Genomic DNA, 25449 nt, shown 5'->3' with positions numbered 1-25449 from the left:
GGCGCTATTTATGTGTGATAAGCCATTAACTGAGCTTGGTAGTCTATCAAGATTTTTATATCTTCATGCATCATCAGCAATTCTCACCATATATAAACAGATTATCCGATTGTTCCAGAGTCGGCCCTGATTTATCCTTTTCGGATAAAACCGGCTCAATTCCCTGCAGCAGAGTTCCCCAGTCAACGCTTACGGTGGGATCATCATAGCGCATTCCACCTTCAGATTCCTTGTTGTAAACGTTATCTACTTTATACCGGAATTCCACATCAGGTGTCAGTGTCAGAAATCCATGAGCAAATCCCTGAGGAATAAAGAACTGACGATGATTGTCTTCAGACAGTTCTACAGATACCCATTGTCCAAATGTAGGACTTCCTTTTCTGATATCCACTGCTACGTCAATAACTTTGCCTTTGGTGCAGGAAACCAGTTTGGACTGTGCGTAAGGCGGGTTCTGCCAATGCAGTCCTCTCAAAGTACCTGGCACAGCGCTGAAAGACATATTGTCCTGAACAAAATCAACATTGATTCCCAGTTTTTCATATTTTGGCTTGGAATAAGTCTCTGTGAAATAACCTCTGTTGTCTCCAAACACATCAGTATCGACAATCAATACGCCTGGGATGGCAGTTTCAGTTACTTTCATAGCTTCCTCCTATTTGATGTATTTCCGTTCCATGATTTTCTTCAAGTAATCACCGTACTGGTTTTTCTTGTAGATTTCATAAGTGTCCTTAAGCTGATCAAGACCAATCCAGCCATTGTCATAAGCAATTTCTTCCAGACAGGCAATCTTCCTGTGCTGGTGTTCCTCAATGGTTTTCACAAAATTTGTCGCATCCACCAGCGACTGATGGGTGCCTGTATCCAGCCAGGTAAATCCGTCTCCCAGAAGAGTCACATTTAAGTTTCCGTTATCCAGGTAGATGCGATTCAAATCTGTGATCTCCAGCTCTCCGCGGGGGCTCGGTTTCAGATTTTTGGCATACTTGACTACATTGTTGTCATAGAAATACAGACCAGTTACAGCATAGTTTGATTTAGGATTCTCGGGTTTCTCTTCCAGAGATACTGCTTTACCTTCTCCATCAAACTCTACGGCACCAAACCGTTCAGGATCTTCCACATAATAGCCAAACACAGTGGCGCCGTCTTTTCTGGCTGCTGCAGCCCGAAGCCTTTTGGCAAGTCCATGGCCATGGAAAATGTTATCCCCCAGGATCATGGCAACAGAGTCATCTCCAATGAATTCTTCACCCAGAATGAATGCCTGTGCCAGACCATCCGGAGAAGGCTGAACTTTGTAAGACAGATTCACGCCAAACTGATGGCCATCACCAAGGAGTTCCTCGAAGCGAGGTGTATCTTCCGGTGTGGAGATAATCAGAATATCTTTGATTCCTGCCTGCATGAGAATACTCATGGGGTAATAAATCATGGGCTTGTCGTAAATGGGCAGAAGCTGTTTGGATGTGACTTTTGTCAGAGGATACAGACGGGTTCCGCTTCCTCCAGCCAGAATAATGCCTTTCATGGAATATACCTCCAATGTAAACACAATAAACCCTGACCTAAGGTCAGGGTCAATCATAAATACTGGGTTTATTTCCGTTGTGACAACAGCGAGAGCAATGCTTTGGGATGTTTACAGTCAAATACACATGCTTCCTTCGTTACAAATATCGCTCCATTCGCTTTGATTTTCTTCGACAGAAAATTCTTAAACTGCTCCAGTTGTGGAGTCAAAATCTCTGTCTGATTACCATGACAGCTCAGAATATAGCTCAGGAGTGGTTCAGGGCGATCGATCTTCAACTGATCTCTATATAGATTGCAATTGATCACATCAAAATATCTTTCCAGAATTTCTTTTCCATTTTCATAGCCAAAACGTTCCTGGAGCCTATCTGAAGACAGATAAATCATTGGATTGAATTCTCTGCATAAATCAGATATTTCCTGCATATGGTTTTCGCTGTAACTGGTACAAATCAATTGACCGTTTGGCCTCAGTACACGAACTATTTCCGCAAGGCCCCGAGAAATATCTTTCAAGTAAAACAGGACATGATTTGCTATCACCAAATCAAAATACGAATCTTTAAATGGAATGGATTCACAATCTGCCTGCAGGCAATTCACATCTTTTCCAAATCTCTTTCGCACTTCCTCTACCATACCTGTGGATTTATCAGTAAGGAACACCTCTCTATTCCGGTAGGCCGATTTATTGATGGATGACCACAACCGTCCATTCCCGCATCCGACCTCTAGAATTCTGTTTTTTCCCGTGAACTGAATTTGAGAGCTTACCCAGTCAAACCACTCTATAGGATTCGTTGAATACAGATTATGCAGTCGGATTCTGACATTAAGGTCCCTGCTGTCTCTGTAATTATCTGCAACCTGGGAACTTTCATTCATCAACCGAATCAGTTCAGCTATATCTGCCCATCCATACCCTTCTCCCCGCTTCATCAGCTGAGTAATGGAATCCTCTACAATTTTTAAAGAAGATATTTTCTGGCTGATCAGTTTTTTCTGTTCTGCTAATGTGTGAGAAAAATCTTCTTCACCCTCCACAAGTCCAACAATTTCTGACAGCTCAAATCCCAGCTTTTTTAGAAAGAGTATTTTCTGAAGCTTGAGAAGATCTGCATCAGTATACAGTCTATATCCTTTATCAGAGTGGTTTGAGGGTTTCAGAATACCTATTCTGTCATAGTACCGAATGGTTTTTTCCGTTGTTCCTGCCAGCTTTGCAAATTCACCAGTTTTATACATCTGTTGTCCCTTTGCTTGTCATAGCGAATAGCAAATCCATTGCCCGCGCCCTGTAGCTCTTCAGCTCACCATAAACCGGATCCAGATTCTGAGCTAACAGTTTGAAAAACGAACGCTTTTTCAATGCATCAATATGATCAATGCAAAAACGAATCCTATGATTCATTCCCAAATCCTGACCATATTCCTGCGGCCAAAGAGCTTGAGCCGTCCTGGCTGCATCAAGCATATCTTCTGCGAATTTTAATCGCACCCATTCTTCTTTCTTTTGTCCCTTGGGAACTCCGATCGTGTTGGACGCGTGTATTCTATAAAAAAAGAGTGGCTGATTCAGAAAATAGAACCCCTTCTCGTGACTGGCAATCAATGCAATTAACCAATCATGTGGTAACCTGCTGTGACTTCCGTTTTCAACAAATTCGTTTCTGATCTGTAAATTGATAGCCATTGAACAGCCTTGAAAGTAATTGTGACTGCAAAATTCCTCAAAACTAACAGGAACCAGATCATTCACTCGAACAGGCTTCAGATACATGTTATTATTGGACATCCCTCTTCGCAGTTTAACAGCATAGGGAGAGCCATATGAATCCATAAACTGGAATGAAGAAGCCAGAACTTTTATAGCTTTATCATTTTCCATGATTCTGGACATAATTTCGACTTTCTTTGGATCCCACCTGTCATCCTGATCGCACAAAAAGGTGAGCTCCCCATGACACAGACTCACTGCCTTGCGAAAATTCTCTCTGTATCCAATATTCTTATCATTCAAAAATAATCGTATCTGCGGATTCTTCAACTGATATTCTCTGATAATATCTGTCGTTGCATCTGTTGACTTATCATCTACGATCACGATCTCGTCCACAGGTGTCGTTTGATTCAATATGGAGTCCAGCTGGTCTTTCAGATATTTCTCTCCGTTATAAACCGCCATGGCAACCGAAATCATAATAATCCTCGTTTTTTCAATGCCCGGATTACGCAAACCCTCCAGGCAATCATTTGTTTCAAGCCGGCATGGTGAAGACTGGACTGATTGTCTCCGTGGCGTCGATAATCCAAAAGTGGTTCTTCCAGATACGATACTTTCCCCGATGCACAGGCAACTAAACCAAGCCACTGGTCATGCATTGGAAGCTGAGAAGGAAATGGCAATACCCTTTCCAGCAGAGACCGGCGAAATCCCATGCAGCAACCAATAAATGAGTTGCGAATCACGTTATTCCAAAATCCTTTTTTCGTTCCGTGCCATGAAAAATAGGAAGGTTTTAGCACATTCAGATTCTCATCTACAATCCGGCAGTCATGCAAAACAAGAAGAACCCCATCCTGTTCAAGTGCTGTTAAAACTTTGGAAAGCTTACCCGGGAGCCAGATATCATCCTGATCGGCCAGAAGAATATAATCTCCAGATGCTGTTGCCAAACCATTCTCCACATTGCCTATAACTCCTCGCCCTGGTCCTTGTAATAAGCGGATTCTTGGATCATGGAATCCGGTAACAATCGATTCTGTTTGATCAGTAGATGGATCCAGTGTAACGATCAGCTCATCATTTTCCCCAAGCTGCTGCAGTATAGATGCTATTTGAGCAGAAATATACTTCTCCCCATTGCATGCGGCAAGAACGATGGAAACCCTCTTAGCCATACCACAACACCTCCGGACTTCGAAGCTGGAGGGCCAGCCGGATTTTTCTTTTTATAACCAGATACCAATACTTCCATGGTGCATATTGATAGTAGACAGACAAGTCATGCATTTGTATCTGCAGGCGAACAAGAGCTGCAGATTTTTCCGGTTGATCTGCAGAAAACCGCTGTCTCAGCTGTACAGGGAGGATACATATTTTTATTCCTTTGTTTTTCATATCCTTCAGAAACTGATGGTCAATGAAATCAAGGAACAGCCTTTCATCATAACGATAAGAATCAGTCAGGTTTTTGGGAATGGCCATCCCGCTGTTGATACCCGTAATCTCCTTGATAGCATTCAGCTCTTTGGCCGGTCGCGGTAAATCAAGTCGGATCTCTGCAGGTGAAATCATCTGTCCTCTGATGGTTTTGACTATTGGTAACTGTACAGAATCCGGTTTGGTCTTCTGAAGTTCTTTCCAGTACTCTTCCGGAATCTCGGTATCATCGTCGAGCAGTACAACCCAGTCCCCATTTTTACTCCTGAGGAAATCAAAAGCCGCATTATAGGCTTTTGCCAGTCCCTGATTACCATCCATAGAAAGAAACCAGGCGCCTGCCCGACGGGCTTCTTCCTGGTTTTGAAACAATTCGTCAGTGCTGTTATCTACCACGAGAAGCTGTACATCTGATTCTTTCGAAGCCGAATAAAATGATGGACAGTCAGACAGATGCTGATTATATATAACCAATACTGCATATACCTTCATGCGTCCACCTCATCCAGAGTCTTGAAAAAAGTCTCCTCGGAAAAGAATTCATCATATACTTGCTGCATGTTTTTTCTTCTGATCTGAGCTCTGTCTGGCGATTCACTGCAAATCTCCAAAGCCAGTTCATCCAGGTGGTTGCGGTCAACGTTGAATCCAAGATCATAATCTGCAACCAGTTTTTCCGTATCACCACCAATGGAATTCAGCATTGGAAGTCCGCCAATCATGTAATCCAGAGATTTCATGGTGAGACCGACCATAACATTGGGTTTGACGATGTTCAAACCATAATGACAGTGATTAAAAACTTCCTGCTTGTCTTCTGGATTAAACAGAATGCCATGATCTATCACTTCCGCTCCTGTCGCCTTGAGTTCAGAAATCAGCCTTTCTTTTGTTTCCCCTTCTCCAATAATGTGAAACCGGGTTGGTTTTATTCTGGCTGTTGCTTCTGTAATCTGGCGGATCAGACTGATATCAATGATGTTGTTGATGGATCCCAGATATACAAGATCCACAGTTGTCGGGTCGAGCTCCACGTTCATGGGCATAGGATCCTGAGAGCGTGCAAAATGCAACACTGTATATTCTCTGTTCTGCTTTAACCCGTCCAGAAAAAGTTCGCATTCAACAAACACCCGATCCGCAGCCGGGAGGTTGCGGTCACGCATCCTTTTCCACAGTGTAAATACCGGCAGCCATTCAAAGTTGCGAATGGGCAGTGCCTCTGGCCACAAATCATTGATATCAAAATAAAGTTTCGTATCCGGGTGATTTTTCTTATAGTGAGTCAGAGTTTTGCACAGCGAGTTGGCTGGAACCATGGAATGAATAATATCAGGCTGCAGTTCCTCCATCAGTTTTTCAGCCCTTTGAGAAAAGCGAAGATGAGAGTACAGTCTTCTGAATGACAGATTCTTGTAGTAAGGAGGAGTTTCAATCAAACTATCGGCGCCATCAAGAGTTTCAATTCGCTGTTTCTGACGATGTGAGAAATCGGAACTGACGACAGTGACCTGGTAACCTTTCGACAAATAGTACTTTTTCAGCAATCGCACTCTGTCGAAGAATGTGTCATTGAAACATACAATAGCGACCTTCAAGCGGACCCTCCTCCTTTCTATTCAGAACATTCCAAAACAGTATATCACACTCGGAATTGCTGCATTTCACCCTGCAGAGTATATCTGGGATTCATCATTTTCAGATTCATCCTGTGAAGGATCGGCATAACCTTCAGAATCATTCATATCCGGGCTAACCCATTGAGAATTGTCATAATAATCCTCTGGATTATCGTAATAACCGGTACCATCATCGTAACTGTCATACCCGGGCTGATACCCCGAATTCATTTCATCGTTTGTTTCCCGGGGCTGTGGTTCTGTAACATTGTCTGCATCCTTGCCATCCAGAACAGCCATGATTTTATCATGAGCCAAAGCAACTGTATTCTGATCCAGAACCGTCACATAGGCTGCCTGTCCCAGTGAAGGACAGAACAGCGTAGACCCTTCACCGCTGAGCTGATACGTCTCAAACTTCCATCCAGGCATTGCCTGTATCTGATATTTGATGAAACTCGTAATTTCGTCCTGCGACAGTGTTGTATCAAAAGCACTCTCCAGCGCTTTCAGCAAACTGGGGTAATTCACGATGATATCCGGACTGGTCGCTTTGTCAAAAATAGCCTTCAAGACCATCTGCTGATTTCGAACCCGCTGATTGTCACCATCAATATAGGCATACCGTTCTCTCGCAAAGGACAATGCACGTTCCCCATCCAGATGATTCCAGCCCTCGGTCACACCTTCCAGTGTGGAGTCGGCGTAGAACGTTTCTACAGCCTGCCCCTCAGGGACATCAATATCAATTCCGCCAAGGCTGTCCACGATATTCGTGACACTGGAGAAATTGACACGGAATGTGTAATTGATATCGATATCCAGCAACTTCTCCACCGTGCGCTTTGTGGAAGTAACACCATTGATTCCTGTATGAGTGATTTTATCCAGCTGTCCCTCTGCACAGGCATATGCATCTCCACAGTCTACGGCTACATAGGCGTCTCTGGGAATGCTGGTCAGAAGGACCGTGGATGTCATGGGATTAACCGTTACAACCATATTCACATCAGACCGGGATAATTCCCCTACATCTCCATAGGTATCGTTGCCGGAAATCAGAATGTTATAAGGTTTCGTGGTCACATCCGAAACAGCCAGGGGCTCATTGGTTGCATCAGTTTTAAAATGTGCTTGAAAGATCACTCTGGTCCGGTTTGAAAAATCGGCATATTCTTCAAGCTCGATAACATTTGTTCTGTATGCCTCATTCAGGATAACTGCATCTACCTCACCATTGTACAAAGCCATTGCTTCCTGAGGCACAGAATCCAGTTCAACCAGCTCGAATTCCACAGGCATTTCTTTCTGGACCTGCTCCAGCGCTTTTTCCGTCCCACCCTTGTCGATATTTTTCAGGACACCGACTTTTTTTCCGGAAAGGTCTTCCAGAGCATGGATTTCAGAGTCATTCATCACAACCACAGAGATGTTGTTGTCATTGGTATTTCGGATGGCTGTTATGGCAGACAGAGTACCATTGGTTCTGTACAGGTAATAAGCAGCTGTCGAAAATACTGCTCCCAGCAAAAAGGCAATGACAATGAAGACTGTTCTGACCCGCTTGGAATGTGCAAATTCCAGTTGGACGAGAATAACCACAAGGCATATCAAAGCAATGATAACCAATACTGGAAGTTGAAGATGATCCGGTAAAACGCTTAGAGTGTACAGTTGATACATACACCACAATCCGGATGCAGCTAACAAACCTGTTGAAAGCCACACCCAAAACTGTTGTTTTTTAAGAAAATCCATGTATTCCCAACCTCAATTCTTTCCAGATTTATCAGTATTCGAATGGCCCCCTTGTAATGTCGAAATTCGAATTATAGTAAGGATCCCCTTTGGAGAGAACGTCTTTCCACTTGTCCTGGAATCTGGCCACTTCCCCATTGAAGCGATCAATTTTGGCCTGGCTGTCTTCATATCCTCTGGTTTTGGATTCGTAATGATGCCAGATTGAAAACGCATCATAAACCACCAGTAATCCCAAAGCCCGGATTTTCAGGCATAAATCCACATCATTGCAGGCAACAACGAACTGAGGATCAAAGCCACCTACGGTTTCAAAAACAGACTTTCTGATCATCATACAGGCAGCGGTTACAGCAGAATAATCACAATTCAGACGCGCCCGCATCATATAACCTGCATCCTCTGCACCAATACCAGTGTTTACATGTCCGGCATATCCTCCGAAACCAATCACTACTCCAGCATGCTGAACTGTATCATCCTCATACAGAAGTTTTGCACCCACAGCTCCTACCTCAGGTCGCTGACAAATCCCAAGCATATTTTCTATCGAATCAGGTTTGATCATCTCTGTATCATTGTTCAGAAACAGCAGATATTCTCCCTTTGACCGTTCTGCAGCAAAGTTGTTGATACTGGAATAGTTGAATGCATCCTTCCATGAGAGAATCTGAAGATTGGGGTATTTCTTTTCGAGAACCTCATAATAAGCAAAAGTCTCGGGATCCGTGGAATTATTTTCCACAATCAGAACTTCAATGTTATTGTACTTGTTAACTTCATACAATGACCGGATGCATGTTTCCAGTGTAACCCGATTGTCTTTGTTGGGAATAATAACTGAAACCAATGGTTCATTTCTAACTGTGTATTTTGTCTCATAGCATCCATAGAAAGGCTTTGGCAGTTTGCTGACTTCAGCAGTCACTCCAATGCGCTTTAAATGATCGGCTATTGCGTTGCGGCCTGCGTCATAGCAGTACTGCTTGCTTTCTGGATCCATGGCAGTGGAAAGATTATGCATTCTCCAATGGTAGAGTATCTTCGGTATATGATAAATATCTTGTGTCTGTTCAAAGACACGAAACATGAAATCATAATCCTGTGCTCCATCATATTCTGCCTTCATCAAACCAATTCTCCTCACGATGTCTGATTTGACTACGAAAAAGTGGGTGATGTAGTTATGGGATCTGAATAAGTCCACATTGAAATCAGGCTTGAAATTCGGATCGGCATAAACTTTCTTGGAATCATCAAATTTGTCTTCGTCACTATAGACGACATCATATGGATGGTCTTGAAGAGCCTTGACAACCTCAAACAAAGTATCCAGCTCAAGGAAATCGTCATGATCATACAAACCAATGTAATCACCAGTTGCCAGTTCCCAGGCTGCATTCATATTTCCAGAGATACCATAGTTTGCCTGTAGTTTTCTATATTTAATTCTGGAGTCAGCACTGCAAAGATTGTCAACGTACTTGAACACTCCATCATGATCGCTGCCATCGGCAATGCATAATTCCCAGTTGGTATAACTCTGACGCAGCAAACTGCCAATCATATCCTCCAGATAGCGTTCTTTGGTATTGAAAGTCGCTACAATCAGACTGATTTTTGGAGTATAAATAAATTCTGTTTTTTTCTGTTCTTCAAGTTCATCTGCAGATATTCGATGCATTCGAAACCAGGCATCATAATCCGGCTGACCATTCCAGACTTCTTTCACCCGAAAGCAAAACTGTCGAACCCCATACTTTCTTAGATAAGAATATGCATTTTTCACCTGACCAGGTTTCAAATTTCGAACATGGCCTGCGAGAGGTCCGAGAATATGTGGCTTCTGCTTTCTCAGTCTTACAGTTTTTGTACAGTAATCTGATGATAATACCAATCTGTACTGTCTCCCTTCTTCAAAGGGAAAAGTTACCCGAAACCCGCAAAGGCTGTTCCTTTTCTCGATAATTCCAAGGCGGAGCAAATCAGGCCGGTTTTCAAAACGTACAGAAGAGCCAATCAAGGTATCAAAATCATCATATATGGAGACTACCGGTTGTTGGTTGGTAAAATCCAAAGCCCAGCCGACAGCAACAGCTGAGGTCTTATCCTCATTCACAGTAAAAGAGTCCAAATAGTATTCTATGGTCTGGTTCTGAAGAATCTTGTTGATTTGTCCCTGACTCAGCTTAATCAGAAGATAATTCCCTGTTCCTGTCACTAAATCGAAAGATATCGAATGAGGTTCCTCTTTCCAGTGGGCAATCACGGAAAAACCCAGGGAATCATTCCTGTCTTTTAAAAATTTTTTGTGCTTTTGAAATGCATCAGATCGCTGAACCGGTTTCCAGGTAATATCAGTCTCGTTCCCATTGACCTTCAGCCGATAGCCAATTGTATTCGAGTAGTTACGGAATGCCCAGCCGCCGATACGGAGGCAATAATCACAATCAGTTTTGGTCAGTCTCAAGCTGTCAATTGAGAAAAATAAATCTTTTTGTTTCATGAAGCCTCCTACAGTTTTTCCGCAAAACCTTTCTCAAGCTTTCGGAAGATTGCGTAACCCGCAACGATGAGTATCAGACTGACCAAAGCCACTATTCCCAATGGGCCCCAGTTGATCCACTGGTGATACATAAATGCATCCCGAAACGAATTGATAAGAATTGTCATTGGATTCAGAGAGATAAGTTTATAGAGCAGTCCCGCACTGCTGAACTGATTCAGATGGTAGATGATCGGCGATCCGTAAAGCATCATATTCAAAATGAATTGAACGATATTCTCTACATCCTGTACGTAGGCATCAAGGGCACTCAAGATAAACACAATTCCCAAAGCAAGTGCAGCTTCTACCAGAGCAATCACAGGAACCTGGATAATTGTGATGGATACGCCTACACCAGATCCCAGAAGAAACAAAACGATAATGATGCAGGAAATAAAAAAGTTTACCAGTCCACTCGCGACTGTAGATATAGGGAGGATTTCTCTGGGGAAATACACTTTTTTAATGATTCCAGCATTTGATTTTATGACAGTCGTTCCGCTGCTCACTGTCGTTAAAAAGAATGTCCAGGGAATCAAACCTGTAATCAGGTAAATCAGATAATTTTCGCCATCAGCTCCACGTCCCATTAAATAGGGGAATACAATCCAGTAAACCACTACCTGCAACAGTGGATTGATGAAAGACCAGAGAACGCCCAAAAATGAACCCTTATAACGACCCCGGATATCCTTTTTGATATTCGTTTTCAGCAGTTCGCGGTAAGCATATAAATTCTTGAATATCTGCATGGTCAACCTCAATCTACAGTAAACACAACTTCTTTTTGTCCAAGCTTTTTGTCATTGATCAGATCATAGACAATTAATGTGTGCTGACCTGGCTCCAATTCTGAAAGATTGACCGGCATCGACCAGCCAAGCGTATTCCGATTAATAAACCCCAGGAATGATTCTGCATATACGTCGTATACATCCGGTCTTGGATAACGCTCAATTCTCTGTACCGGTTTTCCATCAATTTCAACACAGAAATCCGTACTCATTCCATTGGAAAGCTCCCACCCGGAGAAATGGATAATATCATTCTCTCGGCTAAGATGTGAAAAGTCCCTGGGATGATCTACATAGATAATACTTTTCAGCTTTTCTCTTCCTTCAGCTATCGCTCTTCTCCGCTCTTCATGGTGATCTTTTTCAACTTGCTGCAAATACTCCTCAATAACAAAAGTCGGATCTCCATCCAGTTTGAATTCCCCTTTGTAAATCCATATAGCTCTATCGCAGAGTTTCTTCACTACATCCAGACTGTGAGTAACAATCACGATTGTTTTATCGCTGTCGCGAAGCTCTTCCAACTTATCGAAGCATTTATCCTGAAAGTGCTGATCTCCCACTGCTAATATCTCGTCAATCAGGAGGATTTCCGCATCTACGTTGATTGCCACAGAAAAAGCCAGCCTCATATACATACCGGAAGAATAGGTTCGAATCGGATCATCAATCGCATCTCCCAGTTCAGAAAAAGCAATAATATCGTCCAGCCTCTTATCTATTTCATTGCGTGTCAAGCCAAAAATAGATGCGTTGAAATAGATATTCTCCCGTCCGGTAAAATCAGGATGGAAACCGGCTCCAAGTTCCAGCAAACTGGTCAGTTTTCCCTGAGTTTCCACTGTTCCTCTGTTTGGATATATTATTTTCGTCATCAGTTTCAGGAGTGTGGACTTGCCGCTTCCGTTGGTTCCAATCAATGCAACTGTTTCACCCTTCTGTATGTTGAAACTTATATTTTTTAATACATTAAAAACTTCATCATTTCCCTTCTGATGAAAGAAGAGGATTTTCTCTTTAAGGGTATTCGCTTTATCACGATTGATCTTGAAGTACTTGGACATGTCTCTGACTTCTATCGCATTTCTCGGATCCATCAACTTTCTCCTTCACTAACCGTCATTCTAACATTTGTCTATGGCCCATGGAATGGCCCTGTGGCAGCGAACCGCTTTCAGTGCCCCCATCCGATATACGTGAAAAGGACAGAGAGTGAATGCTCACTGTCCTTTTGTACTATTCATAGGTGTATTCAAAGGTACCGGCATCATCCTCAAAATCAGAATAATCATTGCTGCCGGCTTCCAGACTGTCATCTTCGTAAGAATCCGTTCCATCATCCATCGGTTCCTCATACACCGGAGCGTAGCCTGCATCTTCGGATTCATCTGTCTCCGGGACATAGGTCTCACCCATATCCGCCGCACGTTCCGCTTTCTGCTGATCCACGGATTTGGAACCGGCAGATTCCACAGAATGCGCTTCGGCATAGCTGCGAACTTTGTCGGCGCTGTCTCCGTTCTCTGTCATGAGTATCAGCGTCCGGGCCGCTTCCACCATTTCCTCCTTGGGTACAGTCACTGAGGCATAGGAGCCAATGGTGCCGCACAGCTGCGTATCCGGATCTCCAGCCATGGCATAGCTGATGATCTGCCAGTTGGGACGCCGCAGCAGCTCATACCGGAGGAAGCTCTTGATCTGGTCTGCAGGCATATTGGTCTCAAAGGCCACGCTCACGGCATCCATGAGCGCGGGGTAGCGGAACAGCAGTTCCGGGCTGATAATCTTGTCAATCAGTGCCCGCATCACCTGCTGCTGGTTCTTGATCCGCTGGTTGTCCCCGTCTGTATAGGCGTGGCGTTCTCTGGCAAATGCCAGTGCCCGTTCCCCCTCCAGGTGGTTCCAGCCGGCTTTGACACCTTCAGTGCCGTTGGCGTAGAACGTATCCACTTCCAGTCCCTCGGGGATTTCCACATCAATACCGCCCATGGCATCCACCAGATTCACAAGGCTGGAGAAGTTTACCCGGACTGTGTAGTTGATTTCAATGCCCAGATAATCCTCAATGGTGCTTTCCGTGGTTCCCACGCCATACAGACCGGTGTGGGTCAGCTTGTCGTCGAAGGGCTGACAGGCTGTTTCGTCCTTTTTGCAGGACATGGTCATATAGGAATCCCGGGGAATGCTGGTGATCAGCACCACCTGGGTCCGGGGATCAATGGTCAGAAGCATGTTCACATCCGACCGGGAGTTCTCATTGAGGCTGCCATAGGAATCATTTCCGCTGATCAGGACGGTGAAGGGATCACTGGTAATGTCCTGCACGCTGTCCGGATCATTGGCGGCGGATTTTGTCCGGTCGGTGTACCAGACAGTCTGTTTCAGAATATTCGAGTCTGTCTGAAACTCGAAGAACCCTTCGGTTTCATGGATGATCTGCCGGGTGTTGTCCGGAATCAGCACCGCCTGCACTTGTCCGTCATACAGCGCCTGCACGCAGGAGAGTACATCGGGATAATCCTGGACGGTTACATCCGCTTCTGCTTTCAGTTCCTGAAGTCCCTTCGAGATGCCCTCCGGATCTGCTTCCGGGACCGTACCCACGGTTTTCCCTCCCAGCTGGGAGACCTTGGTGATGTCATCCTTCTTCAGGCTCACCAGGGAAACGGTATTGGCAATCTTGTCTGTCAGATTGGTGACGTTTCCGAATACCTCATTGGTTTTTTTCAGATAGTCCGAACCGACAATCAGGCCGGTGCCCATCAGCACGGCCAGAAGAAAGCAGATGAAGCGGGCTGCGCGTTTTCTGGCAAAGTGAAACCAGAGAATCACATACAGCAGCAGGATCACCGCCAGTATGACGGCGCCTGTCAGCAGAATGTGCGAAGGCAGCAGGTCCAGCTGAATGAGCGATAGCAGGAACAGACCCAGGCCCGCGAACATGGCCAGAGCGGCCAGAATGCTGAAAAGCCCCGGTTTGCGCCGTGTGCTTTTTCTCCGTTTTCGTTTCTTTGCTGGTTCTGCCATGGTCCCCTCCTGTTATCACAATTTGTACATACTGCGGACATAAAAAAACAAGGTTTTTTATTCCTTGTTTCAAGTGTAGTAAAAATGCGCTGTCAAAATCAACGACTGAGGGAAATTCCGTGGCAAAAACTGACCCTGCGTTCAGTATTTTCTGTTTCATTCCCGCAGGATTCAGGCTTGAAGCCGCTTTCCGGTCTCATTCCGCCTGATTGGACGTGACCGCCTCCAGAGCCCCGGTCAGGCTCTGGTCCTGCATCCAGGTGCTGTAATTGTATAGAAACAGCACATCGGTGAAGATGCCGGTTTCCAGCAGCTGGTTGATGTCGCCGTCATAATACCGGGGGTCCACCACTGTGATGGTCCGGCACTGGGGAATCAGAAACTGCAGATAGGAATTGAAATAGGAGTCCTTGAACACAAGCAGTCTGGTGCTGCTGTCGGTATCCATCTCCAGTGTCAGCAGCCCGGTGTTGGCACCGGTGAAGACCTGATACTTGTCTTTCTGATCCAGTGCGGCTGCATCATACATCGTTCTTGTCTTGACACCGTCTTTGGTCATCACATACTGAGGACCGTTTTCCGGAACCCACAGATGGACCGTATCTGACAGGAAAGGATCTCCGGTGCGGGATGAGAGCGTGCCCTGAAAATCTCCGGCTGCTTCCAGCTGACGGAAAGCGGATGCGTCCGCTGTCCATCCTTTCGCAGCTGCCAGATCCGTGTAGGCATACCAGGCACCCCGGGAAGTCCAGTGATGATCCGTTTTGTAATACAGCTCCTCGTCTTTGTGACTTTCCAGCGTGGCCCGGCTGTCAATGAAACCCAGGTCCTGACTTTTGGCCTGAATGTCTGCCAGGGCGGTGTTTTCGTCTCCGGCTGTGGCATTCATTGGCAGGCGGTCTGCGTTGACGGATATGGATGTGGGAACGATCTGGACATTCACCGGCAGTCCCGTTTTTGTCTGGAACTGGCGGATGGCGTCCAGCCGGGCGTCACTGGCTGCGGGGTCATAGGCGGCTGCCTGCTGCAGGAGCATCCTGTTTCCGATATACACATCATCCATCAGGGAGACGCCTTCCATGCGCCGGAAGATGTAATCCAGGTGCAGCCAGGTTTCCCGCCCGGCGAACTGATCGGCGTACCAGTCCGAGAGCTGTTTTCCGGTCTGTCCTGTCCAGAGCCCGGTTGCGCGGATGTCCTGCAGCTGGGCCAGGTGCCGGTTCTCCGTGTCGCTTCGGTCTCTGTCTGGGAGCACAAGGCTCAGGGCCATGGAGGCAAGTCCCAGGATCATGAAGGCAAGAAGCAGAATGTTGCCCAGCCGGTCCTGCCGTCTGTTTTTCGGTTTTGTCATGGTGCTCCTTTCCTAGAACGCAAAATACAGGAAGGTCTGCGACGTGCCGCCGACAATGGCTGCCAGGCAGATGATCAGAATCAGGATCCAGAATCCGGCGAGGATCAGCACACCAGGCTGTTTCCAGCGGGCAAGAAACCGGTTCTGCAGACGTTCATACAGACCGCCGGAGAACAGAATGGCTGCAGCCAGCAGCAGGGCGTTGGTGCGCAGCCAGAACCAGACCTGATTGTCGGCAAATCCGGATATGCCCAGTCCGATCATGCGCCCCAGCCGGACGAAGGCCGTGGCGGCATCGGGCGCGGCAAAGAACACCCAGCCGGTGTTGACCAGCAGGAAGACCACAAAGACTTTTCCCCAGTAGGGCAGTTTCTTCAGAAAATCTCCCATCCAGAAGCGTTCCGCCATGATCAGAAGCGCGTAGTACAGACCCCAGAGCAGGAAGGTGAACTGCGGGCCGTGCCAGATCCCGGTGAGAAGCCAGACAATGAACAGGTTCCGGATCAGGGCGTTTTTCCCTTCTCTGCTGCCGCCCAGGGGAATGTAGACATAGTCCCGGAACCAGGAGGACAGGGAGATGTGCCAGCGCCGCCAGAAATCCCGGATGGAGGTGGCCCGGTAGGGATGGTCGAAGTTGGCTGGCAGGCTGAAGCCGAACCAGCGGCTCATTCCGATGGCCATGTCGGAGTATCCCGAGAAATCGAAATAGAGCTGGAAGGAATACGCCAGGGAGAGCAGCCAGACACCGGCAAAGGTGCTGCTGGTCTGCAGTCCCTGTACCACAGCTGCCAGTCCGTCAGCCAGAATGACTTTTTTGGCCAGACCCCGGACAAACTGCAGTCCGCCGGCTCCCTGATCCTGAAAGGTGACGCTGCGCCGGACAAGCTGGGCTTCGATCTGGTGATAGGCCGTGATGGGTCCCTGCGCGATTTTCGGGAAAAAGGACAGATACAGCGCCAGGTTCCAGAAACTCTTCTGAGCCAGACACCGCTGCATCCGGATGTCCGCCAGATAGGAGATGGCACAGAAGGTATAGAAGGAAATTCCCAGAGGGAACGGCAAATTCAGCGGTTCCAGACCCACTGCCTGCAGCCAGAAGTCCAGATATTTGTACAGGATCAGCACCAGCAGCAGGAAGCCGGTTCCCGCCCGGAAGATCCAGGTTTTCCGCTGGGGATCCTGTTCGGTATCCAGCGCCTGTCCTGTGACCCAGATCCAGAGTGTCACAATGATCAGCAGAACCAGACTCTGCAAACCGCCCCAGGCATAGAACAGCCAGGACAGCGCCACCAGCAGCAGGTTGCGGGCTTTGTTGGATTTCATCAAATGGTACAGCAGCAGGCTCAGAGGCAGAAATGCGGTGAGAAACAGCAGATTGGTGAAACTCATAACGCCTCCAGAAACCGTTTTTCGGCTTGCCGGGCCTGATCGCCGGTGATGTACAGAAGATAGTTGGGATGTACACTGATCACAGCCTGCTCCATGCGGGCTTTCTGCTCCGGGGCATAGCCTTCGTAGACCTGGATCTGCCTCTGAATCCGCTGATTCACCACATCCAGCACTTCCTGTTTCCGGGCAGGATCATACTGGATCAGCAGCATTTCCTCTGCTTTCATGGCGTTGCGGGTCCTGCCGTAGTAGATGCCCGGAAACTGTGCAGCATCCAGTCCCAGTTTGCTGCGGATCACGGACTGATCCGCCTGCGGATAGTCGGTCATGTCCATCGTATCGGTCACAGCATCGAAAACATGGTCGAAGGATGCATCGCTGGGCCGTTCCCGGAACACGGAAGGCGCAAAGAGGCACAGAAAGGCGCAGAAGGTCAGCACCCATGCAGGCGATCCAGGTGCGGGAATCCCTGAGCCAGGAGGAAGCATTCAGTTTTGGTTTCATGCGTTCACCTCCGTGACGGCATTTGTGATCAGCTCCACCCATTCCAGACAGAAATCCCGGGTAAAGTGGATCCCGTCGGATTCCAGCTGGTCCTGGATGGCTTCGTTCAGACTGCTTCCATCAATGAAATGCCAGCCATTGCGTTCACACATGGCTTTGATCTGTTCGTTGTAAGCCGCCAGATTCCCGAAGTTCGGATTGCCTTCCACCACCTGGGGGGATACATCCAGAATGCTGGTGACAAAGATGCTGGCTGCCGGGGCTTCCTGGCTGGCCTGCCGGATGTTTTCTTCATACAGCCCTGCAAACCCTTCCGGGGTCTCTCCAATGCTGTTTTCCACGTCATTGATGCCATAGGTGAAAATCAGATTGGCGGGCTGCAGTCCCCGGATCTCTTCCAGGCGGTTGGGAATATCCAGCACACTGGTGCCAATCACTGCCAGATCCCGGTCCGGTGTCAGAATCTGATATTCGGACAATGCTGCTGCCCGGGAATCTCCCAGCATGGCATAATCCGGCAGCAGAGCGGAATAGGATACTTTGCCTTCGTCATAAGCCTGGCGCAACTCCGCCAGACGGCGGTTGGCCAGACTGCCGGTGATCTGGGCAGGATCTTTGGCGGCTTCGGTTTCGATCCACTGCCTGCCTTCGCTTTGCTGCGGCTGGCTCATGCAGTACAGACAGTAACTGCCCCAAACCAGAAGGCCCAGGGCAGCGCAAAGAATGGCGGCTTTCTGCCAGAGCAGAAGCCGGCTCCATTGGTCTTTCATCATATCTCTCCCCTTATTGATTACTGACATTGTACGTTGTTTGCATTCCCGGGAAAACCGGATTGTTGCAGTTTTTTCGGAATTGACTGGTGTCTGCATTTGCCGGCTGACGGCAGCTGTAGCCGGGCTGAAACTGACGCCAGGATGGCAGATGACAGCCTTTGCGTCATGGACCGGGCCAGTGTATCTGCCATGGCTGCCGGGCACACCCGAAAAAGCCGGCTCCCGTCATCCGGGAACCGGCTTTCATTATCGGTTATCTGTTGAAGAAGAAGTTGGGGATCTGGTCGTCCTGTCCGGCAGATGCACCGTCTTCCACACTGGTCACCACACCCGGGTTGCCCGGTGTCTGGATCGTCGGCTTGGTGAAGAGCTGCGCTTCACCGGCACTGGAGTGCTGGCTGCGGCGCTTCTTGCCACCCTGCTTTTCCGGCGTGTCGTCGAAGCCTGTGGCGATTACCGTCACAATGATGGAGTCGCCCAGCTGCTCGTTGATGGCGATACCGAAGATGCAGTCCACATCTCCGCCTGCAGCATCCTGAATCACAGCCACAGCGTTCTGCGCATCGTAGAAGGACACCTTGTCACCGCCGGTGATATTGATAATGGCAGACTTGGCACCCTGAATGCTGGACTCCAGCAGCGGGGACTGAATGGCTTTTTCAGCCGCCACAATGGCCTTGTCCTCGCCTTCGGCCATACCGATTCCGATCAGGGCACGGCCCTGGTTCTGCATGACACTGCGCACATCCGCAAAGTCCAGGTTCACCAGCGCAGGCACAGCAATCAGATCGGAAATGGTCTGAACACCCTGACGCAGCACGTTGTCCGCTGCCTGGAACGCCTCTTCAATGGGCTTGCGGCCCAGAACTTCCAGCAGGTTGTCGTTGGACACCACAATCAGGGAGTCCACATACTTCTTCAGTTCATCAATGCCTTCTGCTGCACTGTTGGAACGGCGGCGGCCTTCAAATGTGAAGGGACGTGTCACAACGCCCACTGTCAGCGCGCCTTCTTCCTTGGCGATCTTGGCAACCAGCGGAGCTGCACCGGTACCGGTTCCGCCGCCCATGCCGGCTGTGATGAACACCATGTCTGCGCCCTGGATTGCTTCCCGGATTTCTCCTTCGCTTTCCTCGGCCGCCTTGCGCCCGATCTCGGGGTTGCCGCCGGCGCCCAGACCCTTGGTGGTCTTTTCGCCCAGCACGATTTTGTTGTCGGAGGGAGAGTTCTTCATCACCTGTACATCGGTATTCGCAATGAAGAAGTCCACGCCCCGGACACCGTCGGAAACCATGCGGTTGACCGCGTTGCTTCCGCCGCCGCCGACACCAAAGACTTTGATATCCGCTACTTGATTGAATTCTGGCATTCCTGTTTCCTCCTTGACCATTCTGCTTTCTGTCTGCATCAGACCGCTGTGCCGGTCTGCTTTATCCTTCGTCTGTCAGGACCACGCTCTTCATCCGCCGCGTGAATCCTCCGTCTCCATGATGACTGCGGGCATTGATCTGGTCAATGCTGGCTTCCAGCTCGTTGTTGTTGACTGAAATCCGGTCATCGTGACGGATCCGGTTGATGTCCAGCAGCGCGTAGACACTGCCCAGCAGAGCCACGAATGCGCCGTCTCTGGCACCCACACTGGTTTCCACATATACCCGGGCCGGGGCGTTGAAGGCGGATTCCAGTTCCCGGAGGACCGGAATGTTGCTCCCCTTGCCCGTCACAATGTATTTCACCTTGCCCCGGTTGACAATCGGTGCGCAGGCTTCGTTGATTCCCGCAATCCACTCCCGAATACGGGGCACCACGGTTTTGGCCAGTTCGCCGGCGGTGATTTCCACCCGCTGGTCTTCTTTCTGTTCAATGTAAATGATGACGCTGCTGTCCTGCATATCCGAAGAGAAGCAGTTCTGCAGCAGCCGGAACGTCACTTCCCGTCCCAGGCGGTATTTCTTCCGCAGCGGCTCCATGAACCACATATAGCCTTTGTCCAGATCAAAGCTGGAACGCAGGCGTCCGTCCTGGAAATACGTCAGCAGGGTGTGGTTTGCTTCCAGCTGAACCTGGATCACCGGGCGCTCCGTACTCTGCGCCAGCGCCGCTGTCTCCTGCGCCGCGGCATAGGAATCCAGCACCAGATCCAGGATCTCCAGATTGGCCTGCTCCACAGCCCGGGCATAGGCATATACCGTATCCTTGTCCGCATACAGCAGATCCACATCCATCACAAATTCTTCGCACTGCTCAGACAGCGGAAGCCTGGGGGATGTTTCGCCATTCACTTCATACTGAATGCGGTTTGCATTGACAAAAATCGTGTCGTCGTCCCGCCTGAGCTGCTGTGCCCGGGTCAGACCCTGCTGAATATGGAACAGTCGCACCGTTCTGGTGCCGTCTTCGATACCCACCCGGATCTTCTGAGACGAATCCTTGACATTCACACTGGGCACCAGCAGAACAACCCGTTCGATGCGGTAGCCCAGAGCCGCCTGTGCAGCTGTCAGCGCCTGACGAATGGATGCCACCACACTGGCTTCATCCGTGATCGTCGTTCCGGAAAGCCCGGGTGCCGGCGCCCGCTCGATGCGCAGGACATTCGCCCGGCCTTCATAGACTTCCATGACCGCCAGTCTTACCTCGCCATCCGCCAGCTCAAGCGCTGCATATACACGTTTTTTCGACATTCGGCCCCTCCTTCATACCTGTTCTTCATTATACAATCGTTGCCCTGCAAATCCCAAAAAAAAGCAGGCATACGCTGTTTATAGTACAACATAAGCCTGTCTGTTTGAAACACTTCCGGTTTGTGCCCGCCGGATGTTTTCAATGACGGGTTCTGCAAGCGGTATCATGCCCGAAGCGTGCTTTCCTACTCCATGGTGACCTGAATGTCGCTGCTGCCGTCCACCGGAGTGCCCGGTGCCACATTCTGAGCCTGCACCTTGCCGTACCCCGATGTCTGCACACCGATGCCTGTCAGAGCCCAGAACGCCGTGACATCTTTCCGGGTCCAGCCTGTCATATCCGGCATGGTGATTCCCGCGCTGTCGGTCATGACCAGCACCCGGGAATTGGAATTGATTTTCGATCCGGCGGAGGGATACTGATTGACCACGCTGCTGCCATCTCCCAGGACCGTCACATTCAGCTTCTTGCCATTCAGTTCCTGGTTCATCCAGTCCAGGGAATGATTCACAAGATTTGGCATCTCGTAGGTATCCCAGGTTTCTTCTTCCTGGCCATCCTGGGCAGCCCCCGCATTGCTGGCTCCGGATACGCCGTTGGCAATGAGTGCCACCTTGACGATTTCCTGAAACGGCTCCGCAGAGTAGCCGGTGATGTTGCTGCTGACCATGCCCCAGTACACCATGATCTTCGGGTCATCCGCCGGAATCGCCGCCATGACGCTGGAGGTGTAGTTGGTCTTGTCATATTCACCGGTCTGTTCGTTGTACAGCTCGCCGGTACCGGTTTTCACTGCCATGTCCACTCCGTCGATCCGCAGTCTGGCACCGGAGTTTCCCTCCTGGGTGACCCCTTTCATGATCTCCGTGACATGGTGGGCTGTTTCAGCGGATATGGGCTCACCAACGCATTCCGGCTTGAACTCCTGCAGCATCGTTCCGGTTTCAGGATCCTGAATGGATTCCACCACATAGGGCCGCATCATTTTTCCATCATTGAAAATCGCCGTGTAGGCCTGACAGAGCTGCAGCAGACTGATGGAAGACGCCTGTCCGAATCCTGTGGAAAGATAGTCGGCGGCGCTGTCCACGTTCTTCACACCGGTCGCCTCTGTGACAAAGGGAATCTCCGTGGCTTTGAAGAAACCGAACTTGTCCAGATACTCCACATACTGGTTGTAGTTGATGTAATTGGCCAGCAGTTCGCAGATTCCGACGTTGGAAGACACCCACAGGCCCTGATCAAAGGTGATCTCCCCGAAGTCATTGCCCAGAGCATCGCTGATTGGCTTGAAGTCTGTCTGCGTGCCGTTTGGCACCCGGGTGATTTTGCCGGTGGAGGGATCCTGTGCATAAGTGAATGTACCGGCCCGGTAGGTGGTGTCGCCGTTGTACACCCCGGTGTCGATCGCCACGGCGTAGGTGAAGGGCTTCATGACCGAGCCCACTTCCATGTTCTTGTCCGCAATGTTGTCCAGGAAGGAGGGAATCTCCTGATGGGTGTTCTGATTGTAGGTGGGATAAGAACCCCAGGCAAGAATTTTCCCGGTTTCCGGTTCCATGACCAGTGCCCAGGCAGACTGGGCGCTGTTGTCCTCCATCGTCCGCTGCAACTGTGTCTCCACAATGGACTGCAGGTTCGAATCAATGGTCAGGTACACGTTGTTGCCCTCCACTGCTTCTTCATATACCTGCGTGGTGCCCGGCAGCACGGTGCCATCCACCGTCTGCTGGTACTTGACCCGTCCATTGGTCCCGGAAAGATAGTCATTCATGGTGAGTTCCAGCCCCATCTTCCCCTGGATCTCCTGGCCGTCTTCGTCAAACGCCGCGAATCCCACCAGATTCGAGGAATAGGGACTGGTTGGGTAGTTCCGGTTGCTGGTTTCCACAAACCCGATCCCGGGAATATCCGCCTGTTCGATTCTCTCCATGACTTCTTTGGTCAGCCGCTTCGTGCCGGCACCCAGTTCAGTCTGGATCTGTCCGGCTTTCATGGCTTTTTCCAGAATGGAAGCCATCCGCTTTTCATCGGCTCCGTCCAGAATGGCAGCCAGAGCCTTTGCTGTTTTTTTCGCATCCTGGACATAGTTGGGGTCGCCCTGATCATCCGTGACAGAATCATCCAGATACGCCACAACGGTATACGCCTTCACTTCCTGAGCAATCACATTGGCGCTCCGGTCCAGAATCTGTCCCCGTTTTGCCTCCACCGTGGTATCCACGATAGAGGAAGCCAGTTTGCCCGACAGGACATCTTCCTGACTCCAGATATGCCGGTGTGTTCCCATAGTGAAAAGAACATTAGCAGACACTAATGTTCCGGCAGTCCCCATCGCCAGGATCATGCGAAAGAGTTTTTTGTTGGTCCGTCTGACATCCATCACATGCTCCTTTTCAATGTTTCAATTGTACTCTCACTGGGTTTCAATTGTACTCTCACTGGCAGCCCGGCAGTCTGAAAAAGCCTCTGCCGTCCCGTTACTGACCGGAGTCGCCGATCACGTAAATGTTCCCGGAGTTGTCCTGCACCTGTTCTCCGAGCATGCTCAGCACACGTCCCTTGTCCTGCATGCTGTGCACTTCTGCCTGCAGATCTTCCACTGCATTTTTCTTCTGCGCAATTTCACTGGCCAGATTCTGCTCCTTCTGCTGGAGCGTGATATTATACGCATTCAATCCGACTTTTGCGCTTCCATAAAACAATACAGATGCCGCAAACATACTTACGCAGACACCTTTTGCATTCAGGCGTCTTTTTTTTCTGCCCTTACTCCGATTCCTCGCCATTTCTTTCTATACCCCTTAATTTTGCACTGTGCGCCCGGTTGTTTTCCTCCAGCTCCTGCAAAGCTGCAGTGACCGGTTTGCGCGTCAGCAGTCGATATTGCCGTTTTTCTTCCCCTGTCTGCGGCAGTCTGCGGTCGGTCCTTGGCGGAACCGCCGCTTCTTTGAAGGCGTTTTTCACCAGACGGTCTTCGAGCGAGTGGAACGTGATGACAGCCATGCGCCCGCCGGGAGCCAGACGGTCAAGTCCCTGCTCCAGGACGCTTTCCAGCTGTGCGAGTTCCCGGTTGACTTCAATCCGGATTGCCTGAAACACACGTTTGGCGGGATGTCCCTTTTTGCGCAGGACAGCCTGCGGCAGCGCCGAACGAATCACATCCGTCAGCTCAAACGTGGTGTTCACCGGGTGCTCCTGGCGCGCCCGGACGATGGCCGCGGCGATTTTCCCCGCAAAGGGCTCCTCGCCGTAGAGTTTCAGGATTCTTGTCAGGTCCTCTTTTGTATAGGTATTGACCACATCCCAGGCGGAAAACGCCTGCTCCTGGTCCATACGCATATCAAGCCGTGCGTCCTCCCGGTAGGAAAACCCCCGGGTACCGTCATCAAACTGCGGACTGGACACGCCCAGATCCATCAGAATGCCGTCCACTTTGCCTACGCCGAACGAATCCAGCACGGCATCAAGTTCGCAGAACGGTGCATGAACGCAGGTAAATTTGTCGCTGATTGCTTCAAGACGCGGTGTACTCTCGTCAATTGCTTTCTGATCCATGTCAAAGGCATAAAGATGCCCTGTTTCCAGCCGCCGCAGGATCTCGCTGCTGTGACCCCCTCGTCCCAGCGTGCAGTCCACGTAAATCCCGTCCGGCTTCACATCCAGCAATTCGATTGTTTCATCCAGTAAAACGCTTTTATGTTCCATATCACATTTCCATCAGGCCAGAAAGACGCTCGGCCGCTTCCTCGAAGGAAGCCTCTTCCACATCTTCCACTTTCTCCCAGCGGTCTTTTGCCCAGATCTCGATATGATTGGCGACGCCAATGATGACGCACTCCTTTTCCAGACCGGCAAGCTGGACAAGACCGGCGGGAATGAGAATTCTTCCCTGTCCGTCCAGGTCGCATTCGGCGGCTTTGGACAGCATCATCCGCTGATACATGCGGGCGTCCTTGTTCGTTGAGGGCAAAGTTTTCAGTTTCTCGTATACGACCTGCCACTGGGCCATCGTATAGACATACAAGCAGCCATCCAGTCCACGGTTGACCACGACGGTTTCGCCAAGGTCTTCACGGAACTTCGCGGGCATGATCAATCGCCCCTTACGATCGATGTTGTGCGCGAATTCCCCCATGAACATGTGTCATCACCCCCACTTCCTGACACAATGCGCTACTTCGTACCACAATGATACCGCAACAGACCCCCCCATACAAATCCTTTCAAAAAAAAATCCAAAGCCCCGGTATAGCAATGCGCCGGGTCTCCGGAAATCTGATAGTCTTTAGATGC

22 protein-coding genes are annotated in these 25449 nt (G+C 49.3%); all 22 read right to left on the bottom strand.

Annotated features, from left to right (window positions below; all coding sequences use genetic code 11):
• Window positions 1–73: 73 nt before the first annotated feature.
• The 22 genes from rfbC to mraZ all read right to left on the bottom strand — a co-directional run bounded on the left by rfbC (window position 74) and on the right by mraZ (window position 25297).
• On the bottom strand, window positions 74–649 hold the full coding sequence (gene rfbC, locus QZ305_RS04190; protein ID WP_294730332.1) for a dTDP-4-dehydrorhamnose 3,5-epimerase: 576 nt from the start codon (window positions 647–649) through the stop codon (window positions 74–76).
• Between the two features lie 9 nt (window positions 650–658).
• A complete protein-coding gene (gene rfbA / locus QZ305_RS04185; protein WP_294730330.1) occupies window positions 659–1537 on the bottom strand; it encodes a glucose-1-phosphate thymidylyltransferase RfbA in 879 nt (292 codons plus the stop codon).
• 68 nt (window positions 1538–1605) lie between these two features.
• On the bottom strand, window positions 1606–2787 hold the full coding sequence (locus tag QZ305_RS04180; protein WP_294730328.1) for a MerR family transcriptional regulator: 1182 nt from the start codon (window positions 2785–2787) through the stop codon (window positions 1606–1608).
• Window positions 2780–3742 carry a glycosyltransferase family 2 protein gene (locus QZ305_RS04175; RefSeq protein ID WP_294730327.1) on the bottom strand — a complete coding sequence of 321 codons (963 nt, stop codon included), beginning with the start codon at window positions 3740–3742 and terminating at the stop codon, window positions 2780–2782. Before QZ305_RS04175 ends, QZ305_RS04180 begins: the two co-directional genes overlap by 8 nt.
• Window positions 3739–4443 carry a glycosyltransferase family 2 protein gene (locus QZ305_RS04170; RefSeq protein WP_294730325.1) on the bottom strand — a complete coding sequence of 235 codons (705 nt, stop codon included), beginning with the start codon at window positions 4441–4443 and terminating at the stop codon, window positions 3739–3741. Before QZ305_RS04170 ends, QZ305_RS04175 begins: the two co-directional genes overlap by 4 nt.
• The gene (locus QZ305_RS04165; RefSeq protein ID WP_294730324.1) at window positions 4436–5197 is read right to left on the bottom strand and encodes a glycosyltransferase; all 762 of its coding nucleotides are present in this window, start codon (window positions 5195–5197) and stop codon (window positions 4436–4438) included. The genes QZ305_RS04170 and QZ305_RS04165 overlap by 8 nt, the downstream gene beginning before the upstream one ends.
• Window positions 5194–6303 (bottom strand): glycosyltransferase, encoded by a 1110-nt coding sequence (locus QZ305_RS04160; RefSeq protein WP_294730323.1) that lies wholly within the window; start codon window positions 6301–6303, stop codon window positions 5194–5196. The genes QZ305_RS04165 and QZ305_RS04160 overlap by 4 nt, the downstream gene beginning before the upstream one ends.
• Before the next feature lie 66 nt (window positions 6304–6369).
• Window positions 6370–8082 (bottom strand): LCP family protein, encoded by a 1713-nt coding sequence (locus tag QZ305_RS04155; RefSeq protein ID WP_294730322.1) that lies wholly within the window; start codon window positions 8080–8082, stop codon window positions 6370–6372.
• Between the two features lie 31 nt (window positions 8083–8113).
• Entirely contained in the window at window positions 8114–10588 is a 2475-nt protein-coding gene (locus QZ305_RS04150; protein ID WP_294730320.1) for a glycosyltransferase family 2 protein, read from the bottom strand.
• Between the two features lie 8 nt (window positions 10589–10596).
• On the bottom strand, window positions 10597–11382 hold the full coding sequence (locus QZ305_RS04145) for an ABC transporter permease (RefSeq protein WP_294730318.1): 786 nt from the start codon (window positions 11380–11382) through the stop codon (window positions 10597–10599).
• A gap of 8 nt (window positions 11383–11390) precedes the next feature.
• Entirely contained in the window at window positions 11391–12521 is a 1131-nt protein-coding gene (locus tag QZ305_RS04140; protein ID WP_294730317.1) for an ABC transporter ATP-binding protein, read from the bottom strand.
• A 139-nt stretch (window positions 12522–12660) separates the two neighbouring features.
• Window positions 12661–14451, bottom strand: a complete 1791-nt coding sequence (locus QZ305_RS04135) for an LCP family protein (RefSeq protein ID WP_294730315.1) — start codon at window positions 14449–14451, stop codon at window positions 12661–12663.
• Between the two features lie 196 nt (window positions 14452–14647).
• Window positions 14648–15802 carry a DHHW family protein gene (locus tag QZ305_RS04130; protein ID WP_294730313.1) on the bottom strand — a complete coding sequence of 385 codons (1155 nt, stop codon included), beginning with the start codon at window positions 15800–15802 and terminating at the stop codon, window positions 14648–14650.
• Window positions 15803–15814: 12 nt separating this feature from the next.
• The gene (locus tag QZ305_RS04125; RefSeq protein ID WP_294730310.1) at window positions 15815–17191 is read right to left on the bottom strand and encodes an MBOAT family protein; all 1377 of its coding nucleotides are present in this window, start codon (window positions 17189–17191) and stop codon (window positions 15815–15817) included.
• Window positions 17188–17631 carry a DUF4358 domain-containing protein gene (locus QZ305_RS04120; protein WP_294730309.1) on the bottom strand — a complete coding sequence of 148 codons (444 nt, stop codon included), beginning with the start codon at window positions 17629–17631 and terminating at the stop codon, window positions 17188–17190. Before QZ305_RS04120 ends, QZ305_RS04125 begins: the two co-directional genes overlap by 4 nt.
• Window positions 17632–17691: 60 nt before the next feature.
• A complete protein-coding gene (locus QZ305_RS04115; protein ID WP_294730307.1) occupies window positions 17692–18468 on the bottom strand; it encodes a GDSL-type esterase/lipase family protein in 777 nt (258 codons plus the stop codon).
• A gap of 253 nt (window positions 18469–18721) precedes the next feature.
• Entirely contained in the window at window positions 18722–19837 is a 1116-nt protein-coding gene (gene ftsZ / locus QZ305_RS04110; RefSeq protein WP_294730306.1) for a cell division protein FtsZ, read from the bottom strand.
• A gap of 61 nt (window positions 19838–19898) precedes the next feature.
• Window positions 19899–21152 carry a hypothetical protein gene (locus QZ305_RS04105; RefSeq protein ID WP_294730305.1) on the bottom strand — a complete coding sequence of 418 codons (1254 nt, stop codon included), beginning with the start codon at window positions 21150–21152 and terminating at the stop codon, window positions 19899–19901.
• 185 nt (window positions 21153–21337) lie between these two features.
• Window positions 21338–23536, bottom strand: a complete 2199-nt coding sequence (locus QZ305_RS04100) for a penicillin-binding protein (RefSeq protein ID WP_294730304.1) — start codon at window positions 23534–23536, stop codon at window positions 21338–21340.
• Between the two features lie 97 nt (window positions 23537–23633).
• Complete coding sequence (locus tag QZ305_RS04095) at window positions 23634–23831, bottom strand: hypothetical protein (RefSeq protein ID WP_294730303.1); 198 nt, start codon at window positions 23829–23831, stop codon at window positions 23634–23636.
• Window positions 23832–23922: 91 nt separating this feature from the next.
• Window positions 23923–24861, bottom strand: a complete 939-nt coding sequence (rsmH, locus tag QZ305_RS04090; RefSeq protein ID WP_294730301.1) for a 16S rRNA (cytosine(1402)-N(4))-methyltransferase RsmH — start codon at window positions 24859–24861, stop codon at window positions 23923–23925.
• Between the two features lies 1 nt (window position 24862).
• Window positions 24863–25297: a division/cell wall cluster transcriptional repressor MraZ gene (gene mraZ, locus QZ305_RS04085; RefSeq protein ID WP_067558596.1), complete on the bottom strand. Its 435-nt coding sequence runs from the start codon at window positions 25295–25297 to the stop codon at window positions 24863–24865.
• Window positions 25298–25449 lie beyond the last annotated feature (152 nt).

Origin of the sequence: uncultured Faecalibaculum sp. (assembly GCF_910588395.1) — a bacterium.
Taxonomy (GTDB): Bacteria; Bacillota_I; Bacilli_A; order Erysipelotrichales; family Erysipelotrichaceae; genus Faecalibaculum.
The sequence above is the reverse complement of the archived record's forward strand: the minus strand, read 5'-3'. Positions and strand labels throughout refer to the sequence as shown.